The sequence below is a fragment of the Roseovarius sp. B-10 genome (assembly GCF_056859295.1).
This window is the reverse complement of record NZ_JBSXOE010000042.1, coordinates 228,431-250,947: the sequence shown is the minus strand read 5'-3', so window position 1 is coordinate 250,947 and position 22,517 is coordinate 228,431. Positions and strand designations below refer to the sequence as shown.

Genomic DNA, 22,517 nt, shown 5'->3' with positions numbered 1-22,517 from the left:
CGCACATTTTTCAGGTGGCGCCGCCGCTGCTCAGAATCCAGACGAGCGCTGCCGCGCCGCAGAGGTAGGCGCCGAACGGGATTTCGGCATCGCGTGCCACCGATCCGCGGTGCAGCAGCAGCGTCGTCGCGAGCGCACCAAGCGCCGCGATCAGCGCGACCAGAGGCAGCGCTGCCCAGCCAAGCGCCGCGCCGATGCCAGCTATCAGCTTGACATCTCCCATGCCCAGCCCCTCGCGCCCGCGCAAGCCTTCGTAGCCCAACCGGATCGCGAGAAAGCAGCCCGCGCCCACGCCCGCGCCGATGAGCGCTGGCCCCGCGCCCGGCCCCAGTACCCCCAAGGCGAAACCGGTCACGAACAGCGCGCCGGTGAGCGGATCGGGCAGGCGCATGGCCACGAGGTCGCACAGTGCCAGCCCCATCAACAGCCACAGCCACAGCGCGCCCAGCGCCATGGTGGCGGGGGTGGGCGCGACGAGGATCGCCGTTGCCGCCAGCGCCATGCCGCCAAGCTCGGCATGAAACAGCCAGGGCGGGATCGCCGCGCCGCAGCCCCGGCACCGCCCGCCCAGATGAATCCACGAGACCACGGGCACGATATCTCGCCAACCGATCCGTGCGCCGCAGGCCCGGCATCGCGAGCTGCGCAATACCACCCCCTCGCCATGCGGCAACCGCTCGGCCCAGAGCGCCAGAAACGAACCCGCCGCCGCTCCGGTGAACAGAAGGAAAAGGGCGAGCGGCAGCAAGTTCTGCATCGGGCATCACCGCGGGCAGGGGATCGGTCAGGGGCGCAGGACGATTGTCAGACGCGTGGCCATCGTTTATCATCAATACTGAAAACTATAGCACTTTCCGGACAGAATTTACCATGAAAATCAATAAGTCACTTCTTTTCAGGCCAAAACTGGCACGGCGCGGCGAAGCCGGGTTCTCGCTGCTGGAGCTGATGGTTGTCGTGGTCATCATGTCGATCCTCGCGCTGGTGGTCATGCCGCGCATCATCGACCGCCCGGATCAGGCCCGCGTGGCCCGCGCGCAGGCCGATATCTCGGCACTCGCGGGCGCGCTGAAGCTCTACAAGCTCGATAATTTCCGCTATCCTACCACCGAGCAGGGGCTCGCCGCGCTGGTTAGTGCCCCGGCGGCCGAACCGGTGCCCGGCAACTACGCGCAGGGCGGCTATATCGACCGCCTGCCAACGGACCCTTGGGGCAACGCGTACCAATACCTTTCGCCCGGTGTGCACGATGAGTTTGACATCTTCACGCTCGGCGCGGACGGGGTGTCCGGGGGCACCGGGCTCGACGCGGATATCGGCTCATGGGACGGTTGAGCGCGCGTCCCGATCACGGATTCTCGCTGCTGGAAATGGTGGTGGTGGTGGCGATCATCGCCACACTGTCGGTGGGAGCGAGCCTCTCCATTGGCCAGCGCGGCGGAAGGGCGGACGCGCCGCGGCTCACCGCTACCTACGACGCACTGCGCGACGCGGCCATTTTGGGGCAGGAAGCGCGCGGCTTGCGACTCGTGCCGGGGGGCTGGCAGGCGCTGTTGCCGGGGGAGGGAGGCGACCTGGGATGGCGGGTCTCCGGCGGGACGCAGGCTTTCCGTTCCGAGGCACGCTTCGAGGGCGCGCGCGGCCCAATCCTGGCCGCCGCACCCGATGGCGGGCCGCCGCGCCCCGACATCGTGTTTCTTCCCGATGGCGAGGTGACGCCGTTCGAGGTGGTCTTTGTCACCGACGGCGCTGTGACCGCCTGTCGGTCGCAGGGGCTCGCCGGCCTCGAATGCGCGACCCGATGAGCGCGCGGGCCGCAACCCGCGGTTTCACGCTGCTGGAACTGGTGGTGGCGGTGCTGGTGCTTGCGATGGCGACAATGGCGGCACTGCGCAGCACCGAGCATGCCACCCGTGCGCTGGGCGGCGAGACCGCGCGCGTGCTGGCGCTTCAGGTGGCGCTCAACCGGGCCGAGGAATACCGCCTCTACGGCGCGCGCGTGGCGGGCGGGCTGCCGCGCGAGGCGCGTTACGGCACCACGCTCTGGCGGCTCGACGTGACCGAAGAGCCGACGCGCGCGGGCCATGTGCTGGCGACCATCGGCGCGCGGGGCGAAGTGGGCCCGGGCGCGCGGGTCGCGGTCATCGCGCCGCGCGTGGTGACGCCATGACCGAGGCGGGCAGCCGCGGGCTGACTCTCGTCGAGCTGGTCGCCGCGCTTGCGATCTTCTCGCTGGTGGCGATCATGGGGCTGCAAACGCTGAGCGGCATGATGCGCGCGCGCGATGGCACCACCGCCGCCGCGACGGAGGCGGCCGCGCTCGCCCGTGGCCTCGTGCTCCTGCGTGCAGACCTCAAGGCAGCGGCGGACCTGCCGTTCTGGCCGCCCGAGGCGGTGGAGCCAGAGCCACCGCTGCTTGACCTCAGCGCCGAAGAGGGGCGTTTTGCGCTCAGCACCGAGGCACGCGCCGTGCTGCCAGAAACGCAGGCCGCCGGGACCGAGCGCGTGATCTGGCGCCACGACCGGCGCGGCGAGCGGCTTTTGCGCACCGCGTGGCCGGTGCTGCGTCCGGCATCGGAGGCGGCACGCGCCGCCGAAACGGTGATCTTCGAAGGTGTGGCAGGCCTGCGCCTTCGCGCCTATGGGGGCCCCGAAGAGGGCTGGATCGGTGGCTGGGGACAGGCCCCGGAGGCGGCGCAGGCCGACTTGCCCCGCGCCGTCGAAATCATCCTGCAATCGGAGCGCTACGGCGCGCTGCGCGTTCTGGTGGTGCTGCCATGAGGCGCGACCGGGGCATTGCGCTTCTCAATGCGCTGGTCATGGTAGCGGCGATCGCTGCGCTGGCCGTCGGGCTGATGATCCAGGCCGGCCACAGTCGTGACCGGATGGCCCATGTCGTGGGCAGCCAGCAGGCGGCACTGCACCTGGATGCGGGCCTGCTGCTCATCGACCCGGTGCTGCGGGCGGACTGGTTGCGCGCGCCGGATCTCGACCACATGGCCGAGCCTTGGGCGCGCGCGCCGCTCGATGCCGATATCGATCGGGGCCGCCTTGTCGCGCGGTTGTCCGATCTTCAGGGCCGGTTCAACATCAACAGCCTCGCCAATGCTTCCGATACGGCGGCGGCGCGCGCCTTCGAGCGGCTGTTGCGGCGGCTTGGTCTGCCGGTGGCGCTCGGGGCCGAGGTCGCGGGCTTTGTGCAGCCGCGCGGGCCGGTGCGCCCAGCCGATTACGCGGACCGCCCGGTGCCAGTGCGGGTGGTGGGTGGTGCGGCGGACCGGGTCGAGGCACTGCGCCTCGTGCGCGGCATGACCGAGGCGCATTACGTGCGGCTTGCCCCTTTCGTCGCCGCGCTGCCGCCGCGCACGCCGCTCAACGTCAATACCGCCCCGCCCGAGGTTCTGGGCGCGGTCCTGCCCGCTGCCAGCCCCGCCGATATCGACCGTCTGGTGGCCGAGCGCGCGACAGCCCCGTTCGCCGACATGGCCGATTTCGAGGAACGCGCGCGGCGGCTGATCCACCCGAAGGCGACCGCGCGGGCACAGGTGCCGAACGGGGGATTGGGTGTTTCCACCCGTTGGTTCGAGGCGCGGCTCGCGCTGCACCTTGACGGACGCGTGCACAGGCGCATCCTGACCATCGAGCGTTCGCCCGAGGATGGCGCGGCGCTGATCGCCCACCGCCGGATGGTCCTGCCATGATCGCGCCCTTTCGCCGCCGCCGCTCTGCGCCCGCCGCGCCGTCCCTCGCGATCCACGCGGTGGAGAGTGGCGCGCCCCTGCCCGATGGGCCGTTCGTGGCAACCGTTCCCGGTGCCGATGCGCCGCTCCTGCCGCTCGATCTGCCGTCCGGGCTGAACGGGGTGGCGCGCGAGCGGGTGGCGCGGCGGCAGTTGCGCGATGCCGGTTGCGCCGCCGGGCTCGACCTGCGGCCCGCGCGGTTGGGTTCCAGGCGCGAGTCGTGGGCGCGGATGCTGGTCTGCGACGGGGCGCTACGCGCCGATTGGGCGACGCTGGTGGCTCCGGCGGGCCGGCGTTGCCGGGCGGTGCTGCCCGACTATCTCACGTTGCCCGCTGCTCCGGGCCTGTGGGTAATCGAGGTGGACGAGGGGGGCACGGTTCGCGCCCGGCTCGGCCTTGAGGACGGCTTCGCTGCCGAGCCCGACCTCGCCCGCGCGCTGTTGGAAGAAGCGGCGAAGGAGGCCGCCCCCGCCGCGATCTTGCGGCTCGGCGCGCCCTGCGTGCCGCTCGACGACTGGCTGACAACGCTCGGTGTGCGGGTCTGCAACGGGCCCGAGGCCTTGGCGACAACCGGTATCGCGCAGCCTGTGCGGTTCGGTCATGGCGAGCTTGTGCTCGATCTGGCGCGCGACCCTGAGGCCCTGCGCGTTGCGCTGCGCGGCAGCCTGCGCCGGATCGCCGCGGCGCTGGTTCTGGCGCTGGGTGGCTTCGGGTTGTGGGCGACCTCGGTGCAGATAGAGACCGAACGACTGCGCGATCTCGACCGCAGCTATCGCGCCAATGCCGAGACGATACTGCGCACCGCGCTGGTGCCTTCGGGTCCTGTGCTAGACATTCGTGCACAGGCGGAGGGCGCGTTGTCGCGGGCGCGCGCCGAGGCCGAGGCCGCGCGCGTGCGATCCCGCCCGCTCGACGTGCTGCGCGCGGCCGGCGAGGCACTGGTCGTGCATGATCCAAGGGTCACGCGCGTCAGCTATCAGCCCGGTCTGGGACTGGTGATCGACCTCGAAATCGGTGATTTCGCGGCGCTCGACGCGCTGGTAAGTGACCTGGCCGCCGCCGGGACCGAGGCGCGCGTCGCCCGCTCGGTCGCCCGCGAGGGTCGCGGTGTCGAGGCGGTGCTGGCGCTGACCACGACGCGCGCGGAGGCGGAACGATGAGCGCGGTGTGGGACAGGCTCGCGGCCCTATTGATGGAGCGCAGCCGCCGAGAGCGTTGGCTGTTGCTCGTGCTGGTACTGGGCGCGCTGCCTCTGGGGCTATGGCAAGGGGTGGCCGTGCCGATGATCGAACGGCAGGCGCAGGCGCGCGCGGCCCTGGCCGTCACGCGCGCCACCGAAGTTTGGGTGGCCGAACAGGCGGTGGAGCATGCGCGGCTCAGGCGCGCGGCGGGGGACGGGGCCGGTCGTGCCGCCGCGCCTGTCGGGATGAGTGGGCTGGAAAAGGCGCTGCGCGAGGCGGGGCTGCGCGCGGATGTGGCAGAACTCGCCAATACCGCCGATGGCGGGATCACCCTGCGCTTCGACGCGGTGCGCTTTTCGCGGCTGGCCGCGTGGCTCTCGGCGCAATCGGGGCAGTGGGGCTATGATCTCGACGCCTTCACCATCGAGCGTGGCGAACGCGAGGACGTTGTGGCTGCCGATTTGCGGCTGGTGCCTGTGCCGCGCTGAATGGTCAGCCCTTTCCGAGGCTGCGTGCGATCTCGGCCCGTCGGCTTTGCATCGCGCCCAGCGGATCGAGCGCGGCATCGAGCGACAGCATCTCGGAGAGTGCGACGTCGGCGCGGCGCAGCTTGGCGTTGACCTCCGCCCCGGAACGCCCGGCCCGCATGTCCGCCAGCGCGCTTTCATGGAGCGCCGTGCCCTCGACGGCGAGCGCGGCGGCGCGGTTGCCGCCCTCCACCTCGGAGGCCAGCATGTTTGCGACCTGTGCCGCCTCGTCATTGCGCCCGGCGCGCAAGAGCGCATGCGCATATTCCAGCCGAAGACGCGGCGCGAGCGGGCCCGACGAGGGGATCAGCGCGGCATAATTGCGCGCTGCGAGATCGTAATTGCCCTCTTCCAGCGCCTTGCGCGCACCGGAATATTTCTTTTGGAAATTCGCGCCTTCGCCGATGGCGCCCGCCTCGCATCCCGCAAGCCCCGCCGTCACGACCGTGAGAACCAGAAATTTCGTTACAAGTTGCTTTATCATAATGCTTTTACCAGTGCCGGTCGTGATCTTGGGATACCATGCCTTGGCGCGACATGGCCACGTAAAAGACGGGTGACGACGGAAAAAAGACGCCGCGCACGTATGCCTGCTTGGCGTGAGTCTTGGCGATGGCCAGGGCGGAACAAATGAGCTAGGCTCAACGGGTGGCGGGCAGACGCGGCGAGCGACCCGTGCACCTGCTCCCCTATTCCGCCGCGATGTGGCTTTGAAGACTGAATTGACAATGCAATTTTTGAGATTCTCGGCTTTGCTCCTGACGCTCTGCGCAGCGCTTCCACACGTGACCAAGGCACAGGTTTCGCTCGATTTGCGCGACGCGAGCCTACGTGATTTCGTGCAGATCGTGGCGCAATCCACAGGGCGCAATTTCATCCTCGACGACCGGGTGCAGGGCAGCGTTACCGTGGTCGCCCCCAACGAGGTGTCGCCGGGTGCCATCTACGAGATTTTCCTAAACGTGCTCGAGCTCAACCGCCTGACCATCATCGAGGGCGACGAGACCGACCGCATCGTGCCCATCGACGTGGCGCGCGAACTGGCCCCCGGCGCTGATCGCAGTCGCCGCGGTGGCGATTTCGAGACACGGGTGATCGCGCTCGACAACAGCCCGGCGCAGGAAATCGCCGAGGTCGTCCGCCCGCTCCTGCCGGGCGAGGCGGTGCTGTCGGTGGTGCCCGAGGCCGGGCTGTTGATCCTGTCGGACCGGCGCGAGAATTTCCAGCGCATCGTCAAGCTCGTGGACCGGCTCGACAGCCCGACGCGCAGTGCCATCGAGACGATCCCGCTGCGCAACGGCAAGGCCGCCGAGATGCTCGGCGTCATCAACGCACTGTCGATCGCGCCGCCCGGCGCGAGCCTGTCGGCCGATCCGCGATCGAACGCGCTGATCGTTTCAGGTACGCCCGAGTTCCGCGACCGGGTGCGAAACGTGGTGGCCCAGCTTGACCGCCCGCAGCGCAGCTTCGCGACCGAGGTGGTGCGGCTCAACTATGCCAGTGCCGAGGACATGGCCGATGTGATCCGCCAGAGCTTTGGCGGCGCGGGCACGAGCATTGGGGCGGCGACGGGTGAAGGCGGGACCGCCCCGGCGACTACCGGCATCTCGGTCGTGGCCGAAACCTCGCAGAACGCGCTTGTCATCACCGCGCCCGCTGATCGGATGCAGGCCATTGTCGCCGCCGTGCGTGGGCTCGACCAGCGCCCCGACCAGGTACTCATCGAGGCTGTGATCTTCGAGTTGTCGGTCGACAATTTTTCTGACCTGTCGTTCCAGTTCGGCGGTGTGATCGAGGACGCGACCGTGGGCGGTGTCGAGTTTGCGATTCAGGGGCGGCCGACGCTTACCAGCCTCGTGACCACCGTGCTGTCGGGGGCCGAGCCTACCGGCGGAGGCACCGGCGGAAGCCTTGCGGCCTTTGACCGCAGCGGCATCGGCGGGTTCCTCGCTGCGCTCGCCTCGAAAAATTCCACGCGGCTTCTGTCTACCCCCTCGATCCTCACGCTCAACAACCGCGAGGCGCAAATCGTGGTGGCGCAGAACGTGCCCTTCGTCACCGGCAGCTTTGCCACAGTGGGCGATAGCGCGGTTCCCGATCAGCCGTTCCAGACCATCCAGCGGCAGGATGTCGGCCTCACCCTTACCGTGACGCCGCAGATCACCCGCGACAACACGGTGCGGCTGGAATTGCGGCAAGAGGTGTCGAACCTTACCAATTCCGCTTCCGCCGCCGGCAGCGAGATCACCGCCAAGCGCGAGCTTTCGACCAATGTTCTGGTGCGCGACGGGCATGTGATCATGCTGGGCGGCCTGCTGGAAAACGGCTCGGGCGCGGTCAACCAGCGGGTTCCGGGCTTGAGCGAGCTGCCGCTTCTGGGGCGGCTGTTCAAGGGGCGCTCGACCTCGCAGAACCAGCGTATCCTGCTGGTGATGCTTCGCCCTCGTATCCTGTCATCGGATGCCGAGGCCGCCCGTGAGACGCGCCGCATCGCCAAGGCCGCCAAGCGCGCGAGCGCCTATATCGCGCCGCCCGATGATGGTACCTGGCCGCAACAGCCCGATCAGGCCTTCCCCTTCGACGGGGCCGATCTTGATCAGCCATTTGACGCGGGCTTCATCGACCCGGCGGCGCGCGCAAGGCGGCTGCCGCCGCTGCCCTCGCGGCTGACCTTCGCGGATCGCTGAGCCATGTCCGCGCCGGTGCTGCCCTTTGCCCTCGCGCGTGACATGCACGTGCTGATCGAGGGCGGGCGGCTCTTGGCCGGACCGGAGGCAGGCGCGCGTGGACTGCGCGAGGCGCGCCGCCGCGCGGGGCAGGCGCTCGCGCTCGAACGGCTCGAGGCAGCGGAATTCGACGCGCGGCTGGCCGCGCTCTACCGCGACGATGGCGAGACGGAGATGGGCGACGCGGGGCTGGCCTTCGATCTCGAGGAGGGGGCCACGCGGCAGGGGCCGCGCGATCTCCTGGAGGCGGATGAGGAGGCCCCGGTCATCCAGCTCGTCAACCAGCTGTTGCGCCGCGCGGTGCGCGCGAGCGCCTCGGACCTGCATGTCGAGCCGCACGAGGCTGGATTGCGCGCGCGGATGCGGGTGGACGGGATGCTTCAGACCGTGCTCGACCGGGGAGATGTGCCTGTGCGCCGGATGATCTCGCGGCTCAAGGTGATGGCTGGGCTCGACATCGCCGAGACGCGCCTGCCGCAGGACGGCCATATCGCGCTACGCCTAGGGGGGCGTGCCATCGACGTGCGTGTATCCACTCTGCCGGGGAACTATGGCGAGCGGGTGGTGATGCGGCTCTTGGATCGCTCCGCGGGGCTGATGCCGCTTGAGCAGCTTGGCCTGCGCGCCGATCAGGAGGCCACGCTCAAACGCCTCGCCGACCGGCCCAACGGCATCATCCTCGCCACCGGCCCCACCGGCTCGGGCAAGACGACGACGCTCTATTCGCTGCTGCAACTGGCCAATGACGAGGAGCGCAACATTCTCACCGCCGAGGATCCGATCGAGTATGACCTGCCCGGCGTCAGCCAGACCCAGATCAATTCCGAGATCGGCATGACGTTTGCCGCCGGGCTGCGGGCGGCACTACGGCAGGACCCCGACATCATCCTCGTGGGCGAGATCCGCGATGGCGAGACGGCGAGCATAGCGGCGCAGGCATCGCTGACCGGGCATCTCGTGTTTTCCTCGCTCCACGCCAACGGGTCGGTGGGGGCAGTGGTCCGGCTGCGCGATCTGAGGCTCGATGATTTCTTGATCGCCGCCACGCTGCGGGGCGTGATCGCACAGCGGCTGCTCCGGCGGCTCTGCACGGAGTGCCGCGAGGCGCAACCGGTCGATCCCGGGACCGCGCGCCATTTCGAGGCGGCAGGACTGGAGGTGCCGCGGGCGCATCACGTCGCGCGCGGCTGCGATGCCTGCCACGGCACAGGCTACGCGGGGCGGGTGGGCATCTTCGAGATACTCGAGGTCTCGGATGCGCTGCGCGGGGCCATTGACGCCGGCAAATCCGAGACCGAAATGAAACCACTCGCGCTCCCCCCGGCCGAGACGTTGTTCGGGCAGGCGCTGCGAGAGGTGGCTCAGGGGCGCACGAGCCTTGCAGAGGCGCTGCGAGTGGTGGGCGACGCGCTGTGAGGGCGTTCGCCTATACCGCCTTCACCGCCGAGGGGGCGCGCAAGCGCGGCACGCTGGTGGCCGAGAGCGAGGCGCAAGCCGCCGAAATCCTGCGCGGGCAGGGCCTCTTCGCCGAAGCGATCACCGCCAAGGACCGCGCCAACGCCCGGCGCGGTTCGCTCACCCGTCGCACCCGGCTCTCTGCCGATATGCGCGCGGTCTTTACCCGACAGCTGGCGGTGCTGCTTGCCTCCGATCTCACGGCCGAATCGGCGCTCGAGACGGTGCGCGCCTCGGGCACCGCGCCCGCGATCGAGGCGGCGGCCGCCGAGGCCAAGGCCGCGCTGATGGACGGCCAGCCGCTCTCCGTTGCACTCGACATGGCCGGGGCCGGGTTCCCGCGCTTCTACATCGCCGCGGTGCGCGCGGGCGAAGGGTCGGGTGACTTGGCCGCCGTGTTCGACCAACTGGCCGATTACCTCGAAAGCGCGGGCGCGGATCGCGCGCAGCTTGCCACCGCGCTCATCTACCCAGCCTTCGTGGCCGCGGTCTCGCTGCTGGTGGCGGGCATCCTGATGGTCAACGTGGCCCCCGAGATTGCCGCCATGTTCGCCGTCACCGGCCGCCCGCTGCCGCCGCTTACGCAGACCGTCATGGGAATCAGCGACTTCGTTCAGGCCAACGCGGTTGCCCTCGGACTCGGTGCCGTGGGCCTCATCCTCGGCACCGTCTTTGCCCTGCGCGTCCCCGCGATCCGCGACCGTTGGCACGCGCTTGCGCTGCGCCTGCCGGTGGTGGGGCGGCTGATGCGGCTCTCGGCGGCGGCGCAATACCTGCGCACGCTGGCACTTGTCATCTCCAGCCGTCAGGCGGTGGTGGACGCGGTCGCCTCGGCCTCCGAGGTTCTGGTGGTCCGTCGGTTTCGCGACGAGGCCGAGGCACTCGCGGATGCCGTTCGCCGTGGCGAGAGCCTGAGCCAGGGGTTGGCGCGGATGAGCCTCGTGCCACCCGTGTGCCGCCAGCTCATCGCCGCGGGCGAGCAATCGGCGCGGCTCGGCCGGATGACCGAACGCGCGGCTGTGCTGGTAGAATCGTGGCTCGCGAACGAACGCAAGCGGGTCGCGGCGCTCATTGACCCTCTGCTGATGTTGGTGGTGGGCACGATGGTACTGGTGATCGTGCTGGCGATCCTCTTACCGATCTTCGACCTGCAGGCGGCCGTTGGCTGAGCGCGCCGTTGCGGCGCGCCTACCCGCCGCCTATAGTCCGCGCGACATGCGACGGAAGGCTGTACCGATGAAGGACACCGACAACATTCCCGCCCTCATGGCCGAGATCGGCGCGCGCGCCCGCGCGGCGGCGGCAGAGCTTGCGACCGCCGACGCCGGGGCCAAGCGCGCCGCGCTCGAGGCCGCGGCAGATGCCGTCTGGCAGCGCCGCGCCGATATACTTGCCGCCAACGAGCGCGACCTCGCGGCGGCGCGCGACAAGGGCCTGACGCCCGCGATGATGGACCGGCTCGCGCTCGACGAGGGACGGATCGAGGGCATCACCAAGGGACTGCGCGCCGTGGCCGCGCAGGACGATCCGGTCGGCACGGTCATTGCCGAATGGGACCGGCCCTCGGGCCTGCATATCCAGCGCGTGCGCACGCCGCTGGGCGTGATCGGCGTGATCTACGAGAGCCGCCCCAACGTCACCGCCGACGCAGGCGCGCTGTGCCTCAAATCGGGCAACGCGGTGATCCTGCGCGGCGGATCGGAGAGCTTTCATTCCTCCGCAGCGATCCATGCCTGCCTTGTCGAGGGGCTGCGCGCTGCCGGTCTGCCCGAGGACGCCATTCAGCGCGTGCCCGTCACCGACCGCGCGGCGGTGCAGGCGATGCTCACCATGACCGACACGATCGACGTGATCGTGCCGCGTGGCGGCAAGAGCCTCGTTGGTCTGGTGCAGCGCGAGGCGCGGGTGCCGGTTTTTGCCCATCTCGAAGGCATCGTGCATATCTATCTCGACGCGGGCGCCGACCCGGCAAAGGCGCTGAAGGTGGTGCTCAACGCCAAGACCCGGCGCACGGGGATCTGCGGTGCCGCCGAATGCCTGCTCATCCACCGCGACTTGGCCGACACCATCGGGCAGGGCGTGATCCGCGCGCTCATCGACGCGGGGGTGGAGGTTCGCGGCGACGCGGCCCTGCAATCCATCCCCGGCGTTGTGCCCGCAAGCGAAGAGGATTGGGGCCGCGAATACCTCGACAGCATCATCGCCGCGCGGGTGGTCGATGATATCGACGCCGCCATCTCCCATATCCGCCGCTACGGGTCGGGGCACACCGATTGCATCATCACCGAGGACGATACCGCTGCCGACCGCTTCTTCGCCCGGCTCGACAGTGCGATCCTGATGCGCAACGCATCGACGCAATTCGCCGACGGGGGCGAGTTCGGGATGGGGGCCGAAATCGGCATCGCGACCGGCAAGATGCACGCGCGCGGACCGGTCGGGGCCGAGCAGCTTACCAGCTTCAAGTATCTCGTTGTGGGGGATGGGGCGGTCAGGGCGTGACCGCTTGGGCCAATGCGCGGAATAATGGCGCGGAACGCGCCGCCGCGCAGCGCCCGACCGCTCAGCCTTCGTCATCCTCCGGCAGGCCGTGGTCCTTGAACAGCCGCCCCTGCGTTATGAAGAAGACGAAGATCGCCGCCGTCAGGCCGAAGGTCTTGAAATAGACCCATATCTCCTCGGTCTGCGTCCGCCAGATCGCCTCGTTGAGTATGGCCAGCCCGAAGAAGAAGAGCATCAGCCGCCGTGTCAGGATCATCCATCCCCGGTCGGTGAGCGGCATCATCCCGTCCATCACCACCTGCAACCACGACTGCCCGCGCATGAGGCCAACCCCAAGGACACCGCCGAAGAGCAGGTAGATCATCGTCGGCTTCATCTTGAAGAACCGCGGATCGTTGAACCACACCGACAGGCCGCCGAAGACCACGATCAGCACCGCCGTCACCGCCTGCATCCGGCTCAGATGCCCGGTTAGCCGCCACAGCGCCGCCATCGAGATCAGGAACACCGGGATGAACCCGGCGGTGACCACGATGAAGCCCTCATACTCGGTGCCGCCGATCTCGAAGCTGCGATCCTTGAGCAAGAGATAGGCCACGAAAAACGCGAGGATCGGGCCGAATTCCAGCGCCGGTTTAGCCCATTTCGGATAGGTCTTGTCAGCCATGGACATCTCCTGTTTCAGCCGCCGAATTCAACTATGACCGCCCCAGCGGCGATCAACCCCATGAGCGCGATGCGCCGCGGCCCGACCGTCTCTCGCAGCACCAGCCAGCCGATCAGCGCGGCAAAGACCGTAGAGGTCTCGCGCAGAACCGCCGCCTCGCCTACCTTGTCGAGCCGGGTGGCCAGCATGATCGAGCCGAACGATAGGAATGCCACCAGCCCGCCCGTCACCCCCCGCACCGCCAGCGGCCCGGGCGCGGGCCGCACCGGCATCGCGCGCCATCGGCGCCACGCCAGCGGCAGTATCGATAACCCGTCAAACATGAAGAACCACGCGAGAAAGGTGAAGGGATCGGCGCTCGCGCGGATGCCGTAGGCGTCATAGGTGGTGTAGAGTGCCACGAACAGCCCCGTCGCCACCGCGAGGCCGAGCGCCATCCGCAGCGTGTCGCGCTGCAGCGGATAGAAGCGCAGGTTGTAGATCGCGAGCCCGTAGATACCCGACAAAAGCACCGCGACGCCCAGCCATTGCGTGGGCGTGAAGCGCTCGCCAAAGAGGAGCCAAGCGCCGATCACGGCAAAGAGCGGCCCGGTGCCGCGAACCACCGGGTAGACCACCGTGTAGGCGCCGCGCGAATAGGCCATCGCCTGCAACACCTTGTAGCCGATATGGATGAGCACCGCGCCTGCGAAGATGGGCCACATATGCGGCTCTGGCCACGGCACCACAAAGAGCGCGAAGGGCGCGGCCATCAGCGAGTAAGAGGCGTCAATCGCGCCGCGGCTCAGCCACGGATCGTGCCGCCCCTTTTGCAGCGCGCCGAACACGGCGTGCAGAAACGCGGCCATCACCGCGAGGGTGGTGGCCAGCAGGCTGCCGGCCTCGGTTCCTTCCAGCGAGATCAGCCAGGCGCTCATGCGGCGGGGGCCGTCACTTGCGGGGCCTGCCTCCCAAACCGCGTGTTTGCTTGGGGGACCAGCCCCCCAAACCCCCCGGAGTATTTCCGCCAAGAAGAAGCAGGGGTGCGGCTCATGCAGCGTCGAGGCCGGTGAGGGCGGCGGCAAATTCCTCCGGGTCGAAGGGTGCGAGGTCGTCGATCTGCTCGCCCACGCCGATGGCGTGGATGGGCAGGCCAAAGCGGTCGGCCAGCGCCACGAGAACGCCGCCGCGCGCGGTGCCGTCGAGCTTGGTCATCACCAGCCCCGAGACATCGGCGAGTTTGAGGAAAATCTCAACTTGGCTCAGGGCGTTCTGCCCCGTCGTGGCATCGAGCACCAGTAGCGTGTTGTGTGGTGCGTCCGGATCCTTCTTGCGGATCACGCGGACGATCTTGGCCAGCTCCTCCATCAGGTCGGCGCGGTTCTGCAAGCGCCCCGCCGTGTCGATCATCAACAGGTCCGCGCCATCGGCCTCGGCCTTTGTCATGGCATCGAACGCTAGGCTCGCCGGGTCGGAACCTTCGGGCGCGGTCATCACCGGCACGCCCGCCCGATCGCCCCAGACCTGCAACTGCTCGACGGCGGCGGCGCGAAACGTGTCACCCGCCGCGATCACCACGGATTTGCCCGCCGCCTTGAACTGGCTGGCGAGCTTGCCGATTGTGGTGGTCTTGCCCGAGCCATTGACGCCCACCACCAGCACCACCTGCGGGCGCTTTGAATAGAGCGGCATGGGGCGCGCCACCGGCTCCATGATGCGTGCGATCTCCCGCGCGAGGATCGACTTGATCTCGCGCGAGGAAAGCCGCTGGCCCATCCGCCCCTCGGCCATGTTGGCGGTGACGCGGGCGGCGGTGTCGACGCCCATATCGGCGGTGATCAGCAGGTCCTCGAGGCTTTCGAGCATGTCGTCGTCGAGCACCCGGCGCGGGGCGCCGCGGGCGTCACCGCGGCCAAGCAGCCGACCGAGAAACCCTGCGCGCGGGGCGTCCGAAGGGGCTGGGTCGGCCGGGATTTCCAGCGGAGCGGGCGTGGCCGTGGCCTCGGAGGGTGGTGGCGGCACCTCGTCGGGGCGCTCAATGGGGGCCTCCTGCGGCGCGGGCGGCGGGGTCTCGTCGGGCCGCGGCGGGATGGTGGGCGGTTCGGGGCGGGGCTCAGGCTCTGGCCGGGGCTCCGGCTCGGGCGGGTCGCCGCCCTCCTGCACGATCGCGTCGAGCCCCTCGTCGAGTTTCGACGAAGACTTGAACAACCGTTCCTTGAGCTTCGAGAAAAACGCCATGCGCCCTCCATGCCGCCGATCACCCGATCCCTACTTCGGATCGGCGGCATATGGAAGCCCGTGCGGCCCTCAGATTTCCTCGGGGAAATGCCGCATGGTCAGCCGGATCGGGTTAGGGGCTGCTTGGCCCAGCCCGCAGATCGAGGCGTCGGCCATCGCACCGCACAGCTCCTCCAGCAACGGCTGATCCCAGCGGTCGGCCTGCATGAGCTTCACCGCCTTCTCGCAGCCCACCCGGCAGGGCGTGCATTGCCCGCAGCTTTCATCCTCGAAGAAGCGCAGCATGTTGAGCGCGGCGTCGCGCGCACGGTCGTGATCCGATAGCACCACCACGGCCGCCGACCCGATGAAGGTGTCATGCGGCTGCAACGTGTCGAAATCGAGCGGGATGTCGTTCATCGAGGCGGGCAAGAGGCCCGAGGAGGGGCCGCCCGGCTGGTAGGCCTTGAACGTGTGGCCATCCAGCATGCCCCCGGCGGCTTCGATGATATCGGTGATGGTCGAGCCTGCGGGCAGAAGGTGCACGCCGGGGTTTTTCACCCGGCCCGAGACCGAGTAGGAGCGCAAGCCCTTGCGCCCGTTTTTCTCGACGCCCGACAGGATATCGCCGCCCTCGCGCAGCACACGCGTCACCCAGTAGAGCGTTTCCACGTTGTTGACGAGCGTGGGGCGGTTGTAGACACCCACCTGAGCGACGAAAGGCGGGCGATGGCGTGGCAACCCGCGTTTGCCCTCGATCGATTCGATCATCGCCGATTCCTCGCCGCAGATATAGGCGCCCGCACCGCGGCGCAGCTCGACATACCCGGGATCAATGAGAGCTTCGTCCTCCAACGCCCTGATTTCACGGCGCAAAATCTCTAGAACGGCAGGGTACTCGTCGCGCATGTAGATGAAGCAGCGCTCGGCCTCCACCGCCCAGGCGGCGATCAGCATTCCTTCAAGGAAAACATGAGGTTCCCGCTCGAGGTAAAAGCGATCCTTGAACGTGCCTGGCTCGCCCTCGTCGCCATTGACGGCGACGTAGCGCGGCCCCGCCTCGGCGCGGACGAAGCCCCATTTCTTGCCCGAGGGGAAGCCCGCGCCGCCAAGGCCTCGGACGCCGGAATCGAGCAGCGTCTGCTGCACGGTTTCGAAATCACCGCCTGCGCGCAGGGCACGCAGGGTGGCGTATCCGTCGCTTGAGGTATAGTCCGTAAATGTCTGATACTGTGGGATATGCGGGTGCGTGTCACCAGAGGAGACGGCGGCCTGCACCTTTTCCGGCGTGGCGTGGTCGATATGATTGTGGCCCAGTTCCAGCACCGGCGCGGTATCGCAGCGGCCCATGCAGGGTGCGCGCACAACGCGCACCTCCGTCGGGTCGAGCCCATCCTCAAGCGCGGCCTTGAGCTGTTGTGCGCCCGCGAGTTCACAGGATAGCGAATCGCACACCCGGATGGTCAGCGCAGGGGGCGGCGTCTCGCCTTCCTTCACCACGTCGAAATGCGCGTAGAACGTCGCCACCTCGTAGACCTCGGCCTGTGCGATGCGCATTTCCTCGGCCAGCGCGCGCAGATGCGCCGCCGACAGGTGGCCGTATTCGTCCTGGATCAGGTGCAGGTATTCGATCAGCAGGTCGCGCCGCCGGGGGGCGTCGCCGATGAGCGCGCGCACCTCCTCCCAGGCCTGATCCTCGAGCTGGCGGCCCTTGGGCGTGTGCCGTCCCTTGCCCTTGCCGGATTTCCAGACGCCCTTGCGTTCGTCGAGTGCCATTGCGCTGTCCTCCTGCGTCGCTGACGAAGCCATATCCCTCCGGTCGCGTCATGGCGGGACCAAAAGCGACATTTGCGGCGCCGGATGCGTTGTCTTGCCGTGTAATGCCGCATGTTTTAACGGGTTGCGCCCTGTGCGTGCCGTGGTTTGCAGGGTAATCTGCGCACGTCAAAGGCAAATCACAAGCCGGGGCTGGCCCATGTTTCTCTTCGCGCTCGCCGCATCCTTGCCACTGGTGCTGGTGGCGCTCGCCGCGCTTTGGGGCGGGGTGTGGGGCTGGCTGGCTGTTGGGTATGTGACGGTGTTTGTGTTCTGCCTTGATCGGCTCAAGGCGCGCGGCATGGTTAACGCCGACCCGCAGGCCGAGTTTCCCGGTGGTGACAGGCTCTTGGTCGTGCTGGGGGCGGGGCATTTCGTGGTGCTGGCGCTGGCCGTGCGCGGGGTGGCCGGGGCGGGCGGGCTCGACCCGGTCGAGCGGGTCCTTCTGGCGGTTGCGGCGGGGCTGGTGGCCGGGCAGATCGGGCATCCGGCGGCGCATGAGCTGATCCATCGCGGCGCACGGGCCAAGCGGCGGCTGGGGCGACTCATCTATACCTCGCTGCTATTCGGTCACCACGCGAGCGCGCATCTGCATGTTCATCATGTTCATGTCGCCACCGCCGATGACCCGAGCAGCGCGCGCCACGGCGAGGGGTTTTATCGCTACGCATTGCGGGCATGGGGTGGGGCGTTCCGCGCCGGGCTGGCTGCCGAGACGCGCCGCCACCGCGGTGCGGTCTGGCGGCACCCTTATGCGCTCTACTTTGGCGGGGCGGCGGTGATGCTGGTGGGTGCAGCGGTGTTCTGGGGGTGGCAAGGCGTTGTTTCCCTTGGCGTTATCGCGGGGTATGCGCAGGTGCAGATCCTGCTGTCGGATTACGTGCAGCATTACGGGCTACGCCGTATACGGCGTTCGGACGGGCGGATGGAACCTGTGGGCCCGGCGCATTCGTGGAACGCGCCGCACTGGTATTCCTCGGCGATGACGCTCAACGCGCCGCGCCATTCCGACCACCACGTGACACCGTCGCGGCCCTTTCCGGCGTTGCAGCTCGCGCCTGACGCCATGCCGATACTGCCGCATTCCCTGCCGGTCTGCGCGGTGGTGGCGCTGGTGCCGCCGCTCTGGCGGCGGATGATGGACCGGCGGGCGGCGCGGTGGCGCGAAACCGGTGGCGTGTCGGCGGGCGATCTGGCAAGCTGAGGCCATGCGCCTGATTTCCTTTGTCCTTGCTTTCGTTCTGGCTGGTCCTTCCCTGGCCGGGATGGGCGCAGAGGAATTTGATACCTACACGCGCGGGCAGACCTTCTATTACGGGGCCGAGGGCGAGGAGCCCTACGGAGCCGAGGAGTACCTGCCCGGCCGTCGGGTGCGGTGGTCCTTTCTCGATGGCGAATGTCAGGAGGGGTACTGGTATGCGCAAGGTTCGCTCATCTGCTTCGTCTACGAGAACCGATCCGAGCCGCAATGCTGGAGCTTCGAGCGCCGAACCGGGAGGTTGGTTGCGCGGTTTGAGGGCGAGACGCCGATGACCGAGCTCTACGAGGTGCGCAAATCGCGCGAACCGCTGGAATGCCCAGGGCCAAAGATCGGCGTGTGAGTTTTTGATTATCAATCTCCACGCCCGCTCCGTAAGAAACTTACGGGGTCAGAATGTTAAAAAACCGACATTTCGCTAGTTATCCATAACCGCGTCAGCAGTGCCCGCGCGTCAGTCAAGGCGCTTGCTCTGACCGATTTGCAAATCTACTCTGCGAGATAAGCAAATCTGCGAAGGAAGGGTCGAGACCATGGCTACGCGGAAACTCTATGCCGGGGTCAAGCTGCGCGAAACGCGTCAGCGGCTGGGGCTCACTCAAAAGGATTTTGCCGCGAAATTGGGGGTCTCGCTGCCATATCTCAACCAGATGGAGAACAACAACCGCCCGCTCTCGACGACCGTGGTCTTGGCGCTGGCGCAGGAATTCGGCTTTGACGTCACAGAGCTGAGCACCGGCGATGCCGAGCGGCTGGTCTCTGACATGCGCGAGGCGCTGGCTGACCCGGTTTTTGGTGCCGAACCGCCGCCACTGGCCGATCTGCGGCTGACCGCCTCTAATGCGCCGGCGCTGGCGCGGGCGTTTCTCGAACTGCACCGCGCCTATCGACAGACCCACGAGCGGTTGGCGAGCCTCGATGAGGCGTTGGGGCGCGAGGATGCGCGCAGCCCGGCAAGCCCGTGGGACGAGGTGCGCGATTTCTTCCACTATTGCGACAATTACATCGATGCGGTGGATCGCGCCGCCGAGCGGCTGGCCGAGGGCGCGGGCCCGGGTGGAATCGAGGTACTGGCGCGCGCGCGGCTGCGGGACATGGGAATCGGCGTGACCGAGGCGGATACCACCACGCTGCGCCATTTCGATCGCGAGACGGGCACGCTGACGCTTTCGGCGCGCGCACCGGCGGAGACGCGGCGCTTTCAACTCTTGCTGCAACTGGCGCTCCTCACGCAGGATAACCTGCTGGAGGCGACGCTGGATTTCGCGCGCTTCCAGTCCGAGGCCGCGCGCGCCATCGCAAAGATGGGGCTGGCTAATTATTTCGCCGGGGCCGCGCTCATGCCCTATGGCGCGTTCCTGAGCACGGCGCAGACCGTTCGCCACGATCTGGAGGTTCTGGCGCTGCGCTTCGGTGCGTCGATCGAACAGGTCTGTCATCGGCTCTCGACCCTGCAACGCCCGGGCGCCAAGGGCATTCCGTTCTTCTTCGTGCGGGTCGATCAGGCGGGCACGATCACCAAGCGCCATTCGGCCACGCGCCTGCAATTCGCCCGTTTCGGCGGCGCCTGTCCCTTGTGGAACGTGCATCGCGCCTTTGAGACGCCGGGGCGGTTCCTGCGGCAGCTGGCCGAGACGCCGGACGGGGTGCGCTATATCAGCCTTGCCTGCGATGTCAGCAAACCCGGCGGCAGCTTTGGTGCGCCGGTGCGGCGATTTGCGATCGCGCTGGGCTGCGAGGTCAAGCACGCGGGCGATCTGGTCTACGCCGACGACCTGGACGTGACCAATGCCCGCGCTTTCGAGCCGATCGGGATTTCGTGCCGCATCTGCGATCGTACCGAGTGCCACCAGCGCTCGGTCCCGCCGCTGGAGCGGCGGTTGCAGGTCACGCCCGACGAGCGCGGGGTGCTGCCGTATCGCGTAGGATAGGGTGGCGTGCGGCGGCAGACCCGCGCCTCTATCCTTGGTGCTCCGCGCCGATCCCCTGAAACATGGTGCGCAGGTCGACGGTGCTTTCCTCGCCGATCCGGTCGAAGCAGCTATCGAGCCACGCGGCGGCCGTCTCGCGCCCGACATCGCGCAGGCGGGTGAGGAACGCCCATTCCACGTTCATCTTGGACGAGGCCCCCATCGGTTTCAGCGTGTTCTCGTTCTCGACCAGGTGGACCTTGACGGGGCGGTAATGATCGACTGTGAGCTTGCCCTGCCGGATCAGCCGATCGACGAAGTCGATGGCGCGTAACTCCTTGAGCAGGCTCGCGTTGAAGCTGATCTCGTTCATCCGGTTCTGGATCTCCTGGGCGGTGCGCGGGGTGCCCTTGCGCTCGACCGGGTTGATCTGGATGACTACGATATCGTCGGTGCCGGTCTTGCCGTAGAGCGGGAACAGTGCCGGGTTTCCCATGTAGCCGCCGTCCCAATAGGGTACGCCGTCGATCTCGACCGCCTGATAGATATGCGGCAGGCAGGCTGAAGCCATCACCATGTCCACGGTCAGGTGCTCGCGCGGGAAGACCTTGACCCGGCCCGTCTCGACATTGGTGGCGGAGATGTAGAGCTCGAATGCCGTACACTGGCGCACCATTTCGAAGTCCACGCTCTCCTCGACCAGGTCGCGCAGCGGATTGATGTTGAGAGGGTTGAGCTGATAGGGTGAGGCGACGCCAGTGAGCGCGTTCATGAAATGATAGAACGGGTTGTTTTCCAGCCCCCAATTGCCGGTCACATGATCCATCGGCGTGCGTTGAAGCGGTGTGTGGCTGGCGCTCGCGCTCATCGAGCGCCAGAATTCGTCGAGCGCGGCGCGCGCGCCATCGGGGCCTGCACGGGTATAGCCGTCGGCCAGCGCCACCGCGTTCATCGCGCCCGCCGAGGTGCCCGAGACCCCCGCGATGCGCAAGCGGCCATCCTCGAGCAGGTAGTCGAGCACACCCCAAGTGAAGGCCCCATGCGCCCCACCCCCCTGGAGGGCGAGGTTGACGGGTTTCTGCCGTTTGGCCATCGCGGGTCTCCTTGCTGCGTCGCGGCGCGCCCTGTCTTAGCGCAGATTGCCCACGGGATGTAGGGGAAATGCGGCGCGGGGGGAGGGGGGGCACGGTCGCGTGGGATCAGCGGGTGAACGCCACCGGCAGGTTGAAGCGGTGGCGTGCCCCCGGCAGGCGGTCGGGCGCGGCGGGCAGGCGGGCGCGGCGGACCGCCCTGACCGCCGCCGCGTCGAGCCGCGCGTCGCCAGAGGAGCGCCGCAGCCCCACGCCGAGGAGCTGCCCGTCGGCGGCAACGTCGAGCACGAGATGCGCGGTGCCGGAAGCGCGCGTGCCGGATGGGTAGCGTTTGTGCCGCTCGATCCGCGCGCGGATCGCCCCACCCCACTGACCCATCAGGCTGGCGCGGGTCGCGTCGTCGATCCGGGCGGCGGACCTGGTTTGCGCCTGGCCGCCCGCCTGCGCGCCGCCGGTGCCGCGGGCGACTTCCTCGCGCCTTGCAGGGGCGGGCGTGGCGGGGCGCGCCCGGGGTCGCGTGTCCGGCGGCGGCGGGGCTTGCTCGGCAGGCGGGCTGCGGTCCACCTGTGGCAGGGCTGCCATTGCCGGGGCGCGGGGCGCGTCGGGCCTGGCGGGACGTGGAGTTGGGACCGGGCGGTTCGCTGGCGTGGGGGCTGCCTCTTGCGGTGCCTCGGGCGGCTGCGACGCGGAGGGGGCGCGGGTCTCTACGCGCGGTACGGGCAGGGGGAGTGGTGTGCTCTCCACCTGAGGACGGTGGGGGGCGCGGGTGGTGTCGGGCAGGGCGTCCGGCGTGGGCGGGGCTGCGTGACCCGCCTCGGGACGCAGCGCCACGGGTTGGGTATCCGGTGCGGGTGCAGGACGCGCCGCGGGGGCCGCGTCCTGCACCGCGACCGGGCGCTGCCAGGTCTCGACCAGCGCGGCCATCTGCGGGGTGGAGGCGGCGAGCGTGGCGGTATCGGTCCCGGTCTCGCCGCCCGCGCCGCCGCCCTCGGGCGCGGCGGTCCAGAGCCCGGCATGGACAACGGCGGCGAGGGCTACGAAGCCCGCGAATTCCAGCCCCCGGATCATTTCGCCCCCGTCACGATCTCGACCTGCGCGATCCCACGCGCGGCCAGCTGCGGCAGGAGTCGGGCCAGCGCGCGCGCCTCCATCCGCGCATCGGCACGGATTTGCAGGGCCTCGTCGGGCGTGGCGCGGGCGGTGAGGGCGTCGAGCACCGCGTCGCCGCGCGCCTCGTTGAAGGCGAGACGCCCCTTGGCATCCATGTAAAGCGTGTCGGTGGGTGCGGCGTGGTCTCCGTCTGCGCTTTTCGGAAGGGTCACGTCGAAGGGGGCGGGGGGCGCGATCTGCGCGCTCATCAGGAAGAAGATCAGCAGCAGGAATACCACGTTGATCATGGGCACGATGGGCTCTGGTGTACGGCGGCGGCGGGGAAGGCTGAACTGCATG

At 68.5% G+C, this 22,517-nt stretch carries 23 protein-coding genes; 14 read left to right on the top strand and 9 right to left on the bottom strand.

Features of this window, described 5'->3' with window-relative positions:
- Positions 1 to 10: 10 nt before the first annotated feature.
- On the bottom strand, positions 11 to 757 hold the full coding sequence (locus AC13D8_RS18900; protein ID WP_482970128.1) for a prepilin peptidase: 747 nt from the start codon (positions 755 to 757) through the stop codon (positions 11 to 13).
- A 113-nt stretch (positions 758 to 870) separates the two neighbouring features.
- Between AC13D8_RS18900 and gspG the strand changes: the two genes are divergently transcribed.
- From gspG to gspM, 7 genes are read left to right on the top strand one after another with little or no spacing between them, the layout of a single operon-like run.
- Positions 871 to 1,335, top strand: coding sequence for a type II secretion system major pseudopilin GspG (gspG, locus tag AC13D8_RS18895; protein WP_482970127.1), 465 nt, complete (start codon positions 871 to 873; stop codon positions 1,333 to 1,335).
- Positions 1,323 to 1,805, top strand: a complete 483-nt coding sequence (locus AC13D8_RS18890) for a type II secretion system protein (RefSeq protein ID WP_482970126.1) — start codon at positions 1,323 to 1,325, stop codon at positions 1,803 to 1,805. The genes gspG and AC13D8_RS18890 overlap by 13 nt, the downstream gene beginning before the upstream one ends.
- Positions 1,802 to 2,170 carry a prepilin-type N-terminal cleavage/methylation domain-containing protein gene (locus tag AC13D8_RS18885; protein WP_482970125.1) on the top strand — a complete coding sequence of 123 codons (369 nt, stop codon included), beginning with the start codon at positions 1,802 to 1,804 and terminating at the stop codon, positions 2,168 to 2,170. Before AC13D8_RS18890 ends, AC13D8_RS18885 begins: the two co-directional genes overlap by 4 nt.
- Positions 2,167 to 2,781, top strand: coding sequence for a type II secretion system protein GspJ (locus AC13D8_RS18880; protein ID WP_482970124.1), 615 nt, complete (start codon positions 2,167 to 2,169; stop codon positions 2,779 to 2,781). The genes AC13D8_RS18885 and AC13D8_RS18880 overlap by 4 nt, the downstream gene beginning before the upstream one ends.
- Positions 2,778 to 3,701 carry a type II secretion system minor pseudopilin GspK gene (gspK, locus tag AC13D8_RS18875; protein WP_482970123.1) on the top strand — a complete coding sequence of 308 codons (924 nt, stop codon included), beginning with the start codon at positions 2,778 to 2,780 and terminating at the stop codon, positions 3,699 to 3,701. The genes AC13D8_RS18880 and gspK overlap by 4 nt, the downstream gene beginning before the upstream one ends.
- The gene (locus AC13D8_RS18870) at positions 3,698 to 4,900 is read left to right on the top strand and encodes a type II secretion system protein L (RefSeq protein WP_482970122.1); all 1,203 of its coding nucleotides are present in this window, start codon (positions 3,698 to 3,700) and stop codon (positions 4,898 to 4,900) included. The genes gspK and AC13D8_RS18870 overlap by 4 nt, the downstream gene beginning before the upstream one ends.
- Positions 4,897 to 5,409 carry a type II secretion system protein GspM gene (gene gspM, locus AC13D8_RS18865; protein ID WP_482970121.1) on the top strand — a complete coding sequence of 171 codons (513 nt, stop codon included), beginning with the start codon at positions 4,897 to 4,899 and terminating at the stop codon, positions 5,407 to 5,409. Before AC13D8_RS18870 ends, gspM begins: the two co-directional genes overlap by 4 nt.
- A gap of 4 nt (positions 5,410 to 5,413) precedes the next feature.
- On the opposite strand, the gene AC13D8_RS18860 is transcribed toward gspM, so the two are convergent.
- Entirely contained in the window at positions 5,414 to 5,932 is a 519-nt protein-coding gene (locus AC13D8_RS18860) for an outer membrane protein assembly factor BamD (RefSeq protein ID WP_482970120.1), read from the bottom strand.
- Positions 5,933 to 6,176: 244 nt separating this feature from the next.
- On the opposite strand from AC13D8_RS18860, the gene gspD reads away from it, so the two are divergent.
- The 4 genes from gspD to AC13D8_RS18840 all read left to right on the top strand — a co-directional run bounded on the left by gspD (position 6,177) and on the right by AC13D8_RS18840 (position 12,131).
- Positions 6,177 to 8,135, top strand: coding sequence for a type II secretion system secretin GspD (gene gspD, locus AC13D8_RS18855; RefSeq protein ID WP_482970119.1), 1,959 nt, complete (start codon positions 6,177 to 6,179; stop codon positions 8,133 to 8,135).
- A gap of 3 nt (positions 8,136 to 8,138) precedes the next feature.
- Positions 8,139 to 9,590: a GspE/PulE family protein gene (locus tag AC13D8_RS18850; RefSeq protein ID WP_482970118.1), complete on the top strand. Its 1,452-nt coding sequence runs from the start codon at positions 8,139 to 8,141 to the stop codon at positions 9,588 to 9,590.
- On the top strand, positions 9,587 to 10,798 hold the full coding sequence (locus AC13D8_RS18845) for a type II secretion system F family protein (RefSeq protein ID WP_482970117.1): 1,212 nt from the start codon (positions 9,587 to 9,589) through the stop codon (positions 10,796 to 10,798). Before AC13D8_RS18850 ends, AC13D8_RS18845 begins: the two co-directional genes overlap by 4 nt.
- Positions 10,799 to 10,865: 67 nt before the next feature.
- Positions 10,866 to 12,131, top strand: a complete 1,266-nt coding sequence (locus tag AC13D8_RS18840; RefSeq protein WP_482970116.1) for a glutamate-5-semialdehyde dehydrogenase — start codon at positions 10,866 to 10,868, stop codon at positions 12,129 to 12,131.
- Between the two features lie 61 nt (positions 12,132 to 12,192).
- On the opposite strand, the gene AC13D8_RS18835 is transcribed toward AC13D8_RS18840, so the two are convergent.
- The 4 genes from AC13D8_RS18835 to AC13D8_RS18820 all read right to left on the bottom strand — a co-directional run bounded on the left by AC13D8_RS18835 (position 12,193) and on the right by AC13D8_RS18820 (position 16,770).
- Positions 12,193 to 12,798 carry an inner membrane-spanning protein YciB gene (locus AC13D8_RS18835; protein ID WP_482970115.1) on the bottom strand — a complete coding sequence of 202 codons (606 nt, stop codon included), beginning with the start codon at positions 12,796 to 12,798 and terminating at the stop codon, positions 12,193 to 12,195.
- A gap of 14 nt (positions 12,799 to 12,812) precedes the next feature.
- Positions 12,813 to 13,715, bottom strand: coding sequence for an EamA family transporter (locus AC13D8_RS18830; protein ID WP_104019454.1), 903 nt, complete (start codon positions 13,713 to 13,715; stop codon positions 12,813 to 12,815).
- 112 nt (positions 13,716 to 13,827) lie between these two features.
- Complete coding sequence (ftsY, locus tag AC13D8_RS18825) at positions 13,828 to 15,015, bottom strand: signal recognition particle-docking protein FtsY (protein ID WP_482970114.1); 1,188 nt, start codon at positions 15,013 to 15,015, stop codon at positions 13,828 to 13,830.
- A gap of 69 nt (positions 15,016 to 15,084) precedes the next feature.
- Entirely contained in the window at positions 15,085 to 16,770 is a 1,686-nt protein-coding gene (locus AC13D8_RS18820; RefSeq protein WP_482970113.1) for an NAD(P)H-dependent oxidoreductase subunit E, read from the bottom strand.
- A gap of 199 nt (positions 16,771 to 16,969) precedes the next feature.
- Here AC13D8_RS18820 and AC13D8_RS18815 point away from each other — a divergent pair, with 199 nt between their 5' ends.
- The 3 genes from AC13D8_RS18815 to AC13D8_RS18805 all read left to right on the top strand — a co-directional run bounded on the left by AC13D8_RS18815 (position 16,970) and on the right by AC13D8_RS18805 (position 19,998).
- Positions 16,970 to 18,013: an alkane 1-monooxygenase gene (locus AC13D8_RS18815; protein ID WP_482970112.1), complete on the top strand. Its 1,044-nt coding sequence runs from the start codon at positions 16,970 to 16,972 to the stop codon at positions 18,011 to 18,013.
- Positions 18,014 to 18,074: 61 nt separating this feature from the next.
- Positions 18,075 to 18,410: a hypothetical protein gene (locus AC13D8_RS18810; protein WP_482970111.1), complete on the top strand. Its 336-nt coding sequence runs from the start codon at positions 18,075 to 18,077 to the stop codon at positions 18,408 to 18,410.
- Positions 18,411 to 18,600: 190 nt separating this feature from the next.
- Complete coding sequence (locus AC13D8_RS18805; protein ID WP_482970110.1) at positions 18,601 to 19,998, top strand: helix-turn-helix domain-containing protein; 1,398 nt, start codon at positions 18,601 to 18,603, stop codon at positions 19,996 to 19,998.
- A 28-nt stretch (positions 19,999 to 20,026) separates the two neighbouring features.
- Here AC13D8_RS18805 and AC13D8_RS18800 read toward each other — a convergent pair whose 3' ends face one another.
- From AC13D8_RS18800 to AC13D8_RS18790, 3 genes are all read right to left on the bottom strand, one after another.
- Positions 20,027 to 21,070 (bottom strand): patatin-like phospholipase family protein, encoded by a 1,044-nt coding sequence (locus AC13D8_RS18800; RefSeq protein WP_482970109.1) that lies wholly within the window; start codon positions 21,068 to 21,070, stop codon positions 20,027 to 20,029.
- A 106-nt stretch (positions 21,071 to 21,176) separates the two neighbouring features.
- A complete protein-coding gene (locus AC13D8_RS18795; protein WP_482970108.1) occupies positions 21,177 to 22,136 on the bottom strand; it encodes a TonB family protein in 960 nt (319 codons plus the stop codon).
- Positions 22,133 to 22,516 carry an ExbD/TolR family protein gene (locus tag AC13D8_RS18790; protein WP_482970107.1) on the bottom strand — a complete coding sequence of 128 codons (384 nt, stop codon included), beginning with the start codon at positions 22,514 to 22,516 and terminating at the stop codon, positions 22,133 to 22,135. The genes AC13D8_RS18795 and AC13D8_RS18790 overlap by 4 nt, the downstream gene beginning before the upstream one ends.
- Between the last annotated feature and the right edge of the window lies 1 nt (position 22,517).

Coding starts and splice junctions, on each gene's coding strand:
- AC13D8_RS18900 (WP_482970128.1), bottom strand. CDS start 757: ATGCAGAACTTGCTGCCGCTCGCCCTTTTCCTTCTGTTCACCGGAGCG.
- gspG (WP_482970127.1), top strand. CDS start 871: ATGAAAATCAATAAGTCACTTCTTTTCAGGCCAAAACTGGCACGGCGC.
- AC13D8_RS18890 (WP_482970126.1), top strand. CDS start 1,323: ATGGGACGGTTGAGCGCGCGTCCCGATCACGGATTCTCGCTGCTGGAA.
- AC13D8_RS18885 (WP_482970125.1), top strand. CDS start 1,802: ATGAGCGCGCGGGCCGCAACCCGCGGTTTCACGCTGCTGGAACTGGTG.
- AC13D8_RS18880 (WP_482970124.1), top strand. CDS start 2,167: ATGACCGAGGCGGGCAGCCGCGGGCTGACTCTCGTCGAGCTGGTCGCC.
- gspK (WP_482970123.1), top strand. CDS start 2,778: ATGAGGCGCGACCGGGGCATTGCGCTTCTCAATGCGCTGGTCATGGTA.
- AC13D8_RS18870 (WP_482970122.1), top strand. CDS start 3,698: ATGATCGCGCCCTTTCGCCGCCGCCGCTCTGCGCCCGCCGCGCCGTCC.
- gspM (WP_482970121.1), top strand. CDS start 4,897: ATGAGCGCGGTGTGGGACAGGCTCGCGGCCCTATTGATGGAGCGCAGC.
- AC13D8_RS18860 (WP_482970120.1), bottom strand. CDS start 5,932: ATGATAAAGCAACTTGTAACGAAATTTCTGGTTCTCACGGTCGTGACG.
- gspD (WP_482970119.1), top strand. CDS start 6,177: ATGCAATTTTTGAGATTCTCGGCTTTGCTCCTGACGCTCTGCGCAGCG.
- AC13D8_RS18850 (WP_482970118.1), top strand. CDS start 8,139: ATGTCCGCGCCGGTGCTGCCCTTTGCCCTCGCGCGTGACATGCACGTG.
- AC13D8_RS18840 (WP_482970116.1), top strand. CDS start 10,866: ATGAAGGACACCGACAACATTCCCGCCCTCATGGCCGAGATCGGCGCG.
- AC13D8_RS18835 (WP_482970115.1), bottom strand. CDS start 12,798: ATGGCTGACAAGACCTATCCGAAATGGGCTAAACCGGCGCTGGAATTC.
- AC13D8_RS18830 (WP_104019454.1), bottom strand. CDS start 13,715: ATGAGCGCCTGGCTGATCTCGCTGGAAGGAACCGAGGCCGGCAGCCTG.
- ftsY (WP_482970114.1), bottom strand. CDS start 15,015: ATGGCGTTTTTCTCGAAGCTCAAGGAACGGTTGTTCAAGTCTTCGTCG.
- AC13D8_RS18820 (WP_482970113.1), bottom strand. CDS start 16,770: ATGGCACTCGACGAACGCAAGGGCGTCTGGAAATCCGGCAAGGGCAAG.
- AC13D8_RS18815 (WP_482970112.1), top strand. CDS start 16,970: ATGTTTCTCTTCGCGCTCGCCGCATCCTTGCCACTGGTGCTGGTGGCG.
- AC13D8_RS18810 (WP_482970111.1), top strand. CDS start 18,075: ATGGGCGCAGAGGAATTTGATACCTACACGCGCGGGCAGACCTTCTAT.
- AC13D8_RS18805 (WP_482970110.1), top strand. CDS start 18,601: ATGGCTACGCGGAAACTCTATGCCGGGGTCAAGCTGCGCGAAACGCGT.
- AC13D8_RS18800 (WP_482970109.1), bottom strand. CDS start 21,070: ATGGCCAAACGGCAGAAACCCGTCAACCTCGCCCTCCAGGGGGGTGGG.
- AC13D8_RS18795 (WP_482970108.1), bottom strand. CDS start 22,136: ATGATCCGGGGGCTGGAATTCGCGGGCTTCGTAGCCCTCGCCGCCGTT.
- AC13D8_RS18790 (WP_482970107.1), bottom strand. CDS start 22,516: ATGCAGTTCAGCCTTCCCCGCCGCCGCCGTACACCAGAGCCCATCGTG.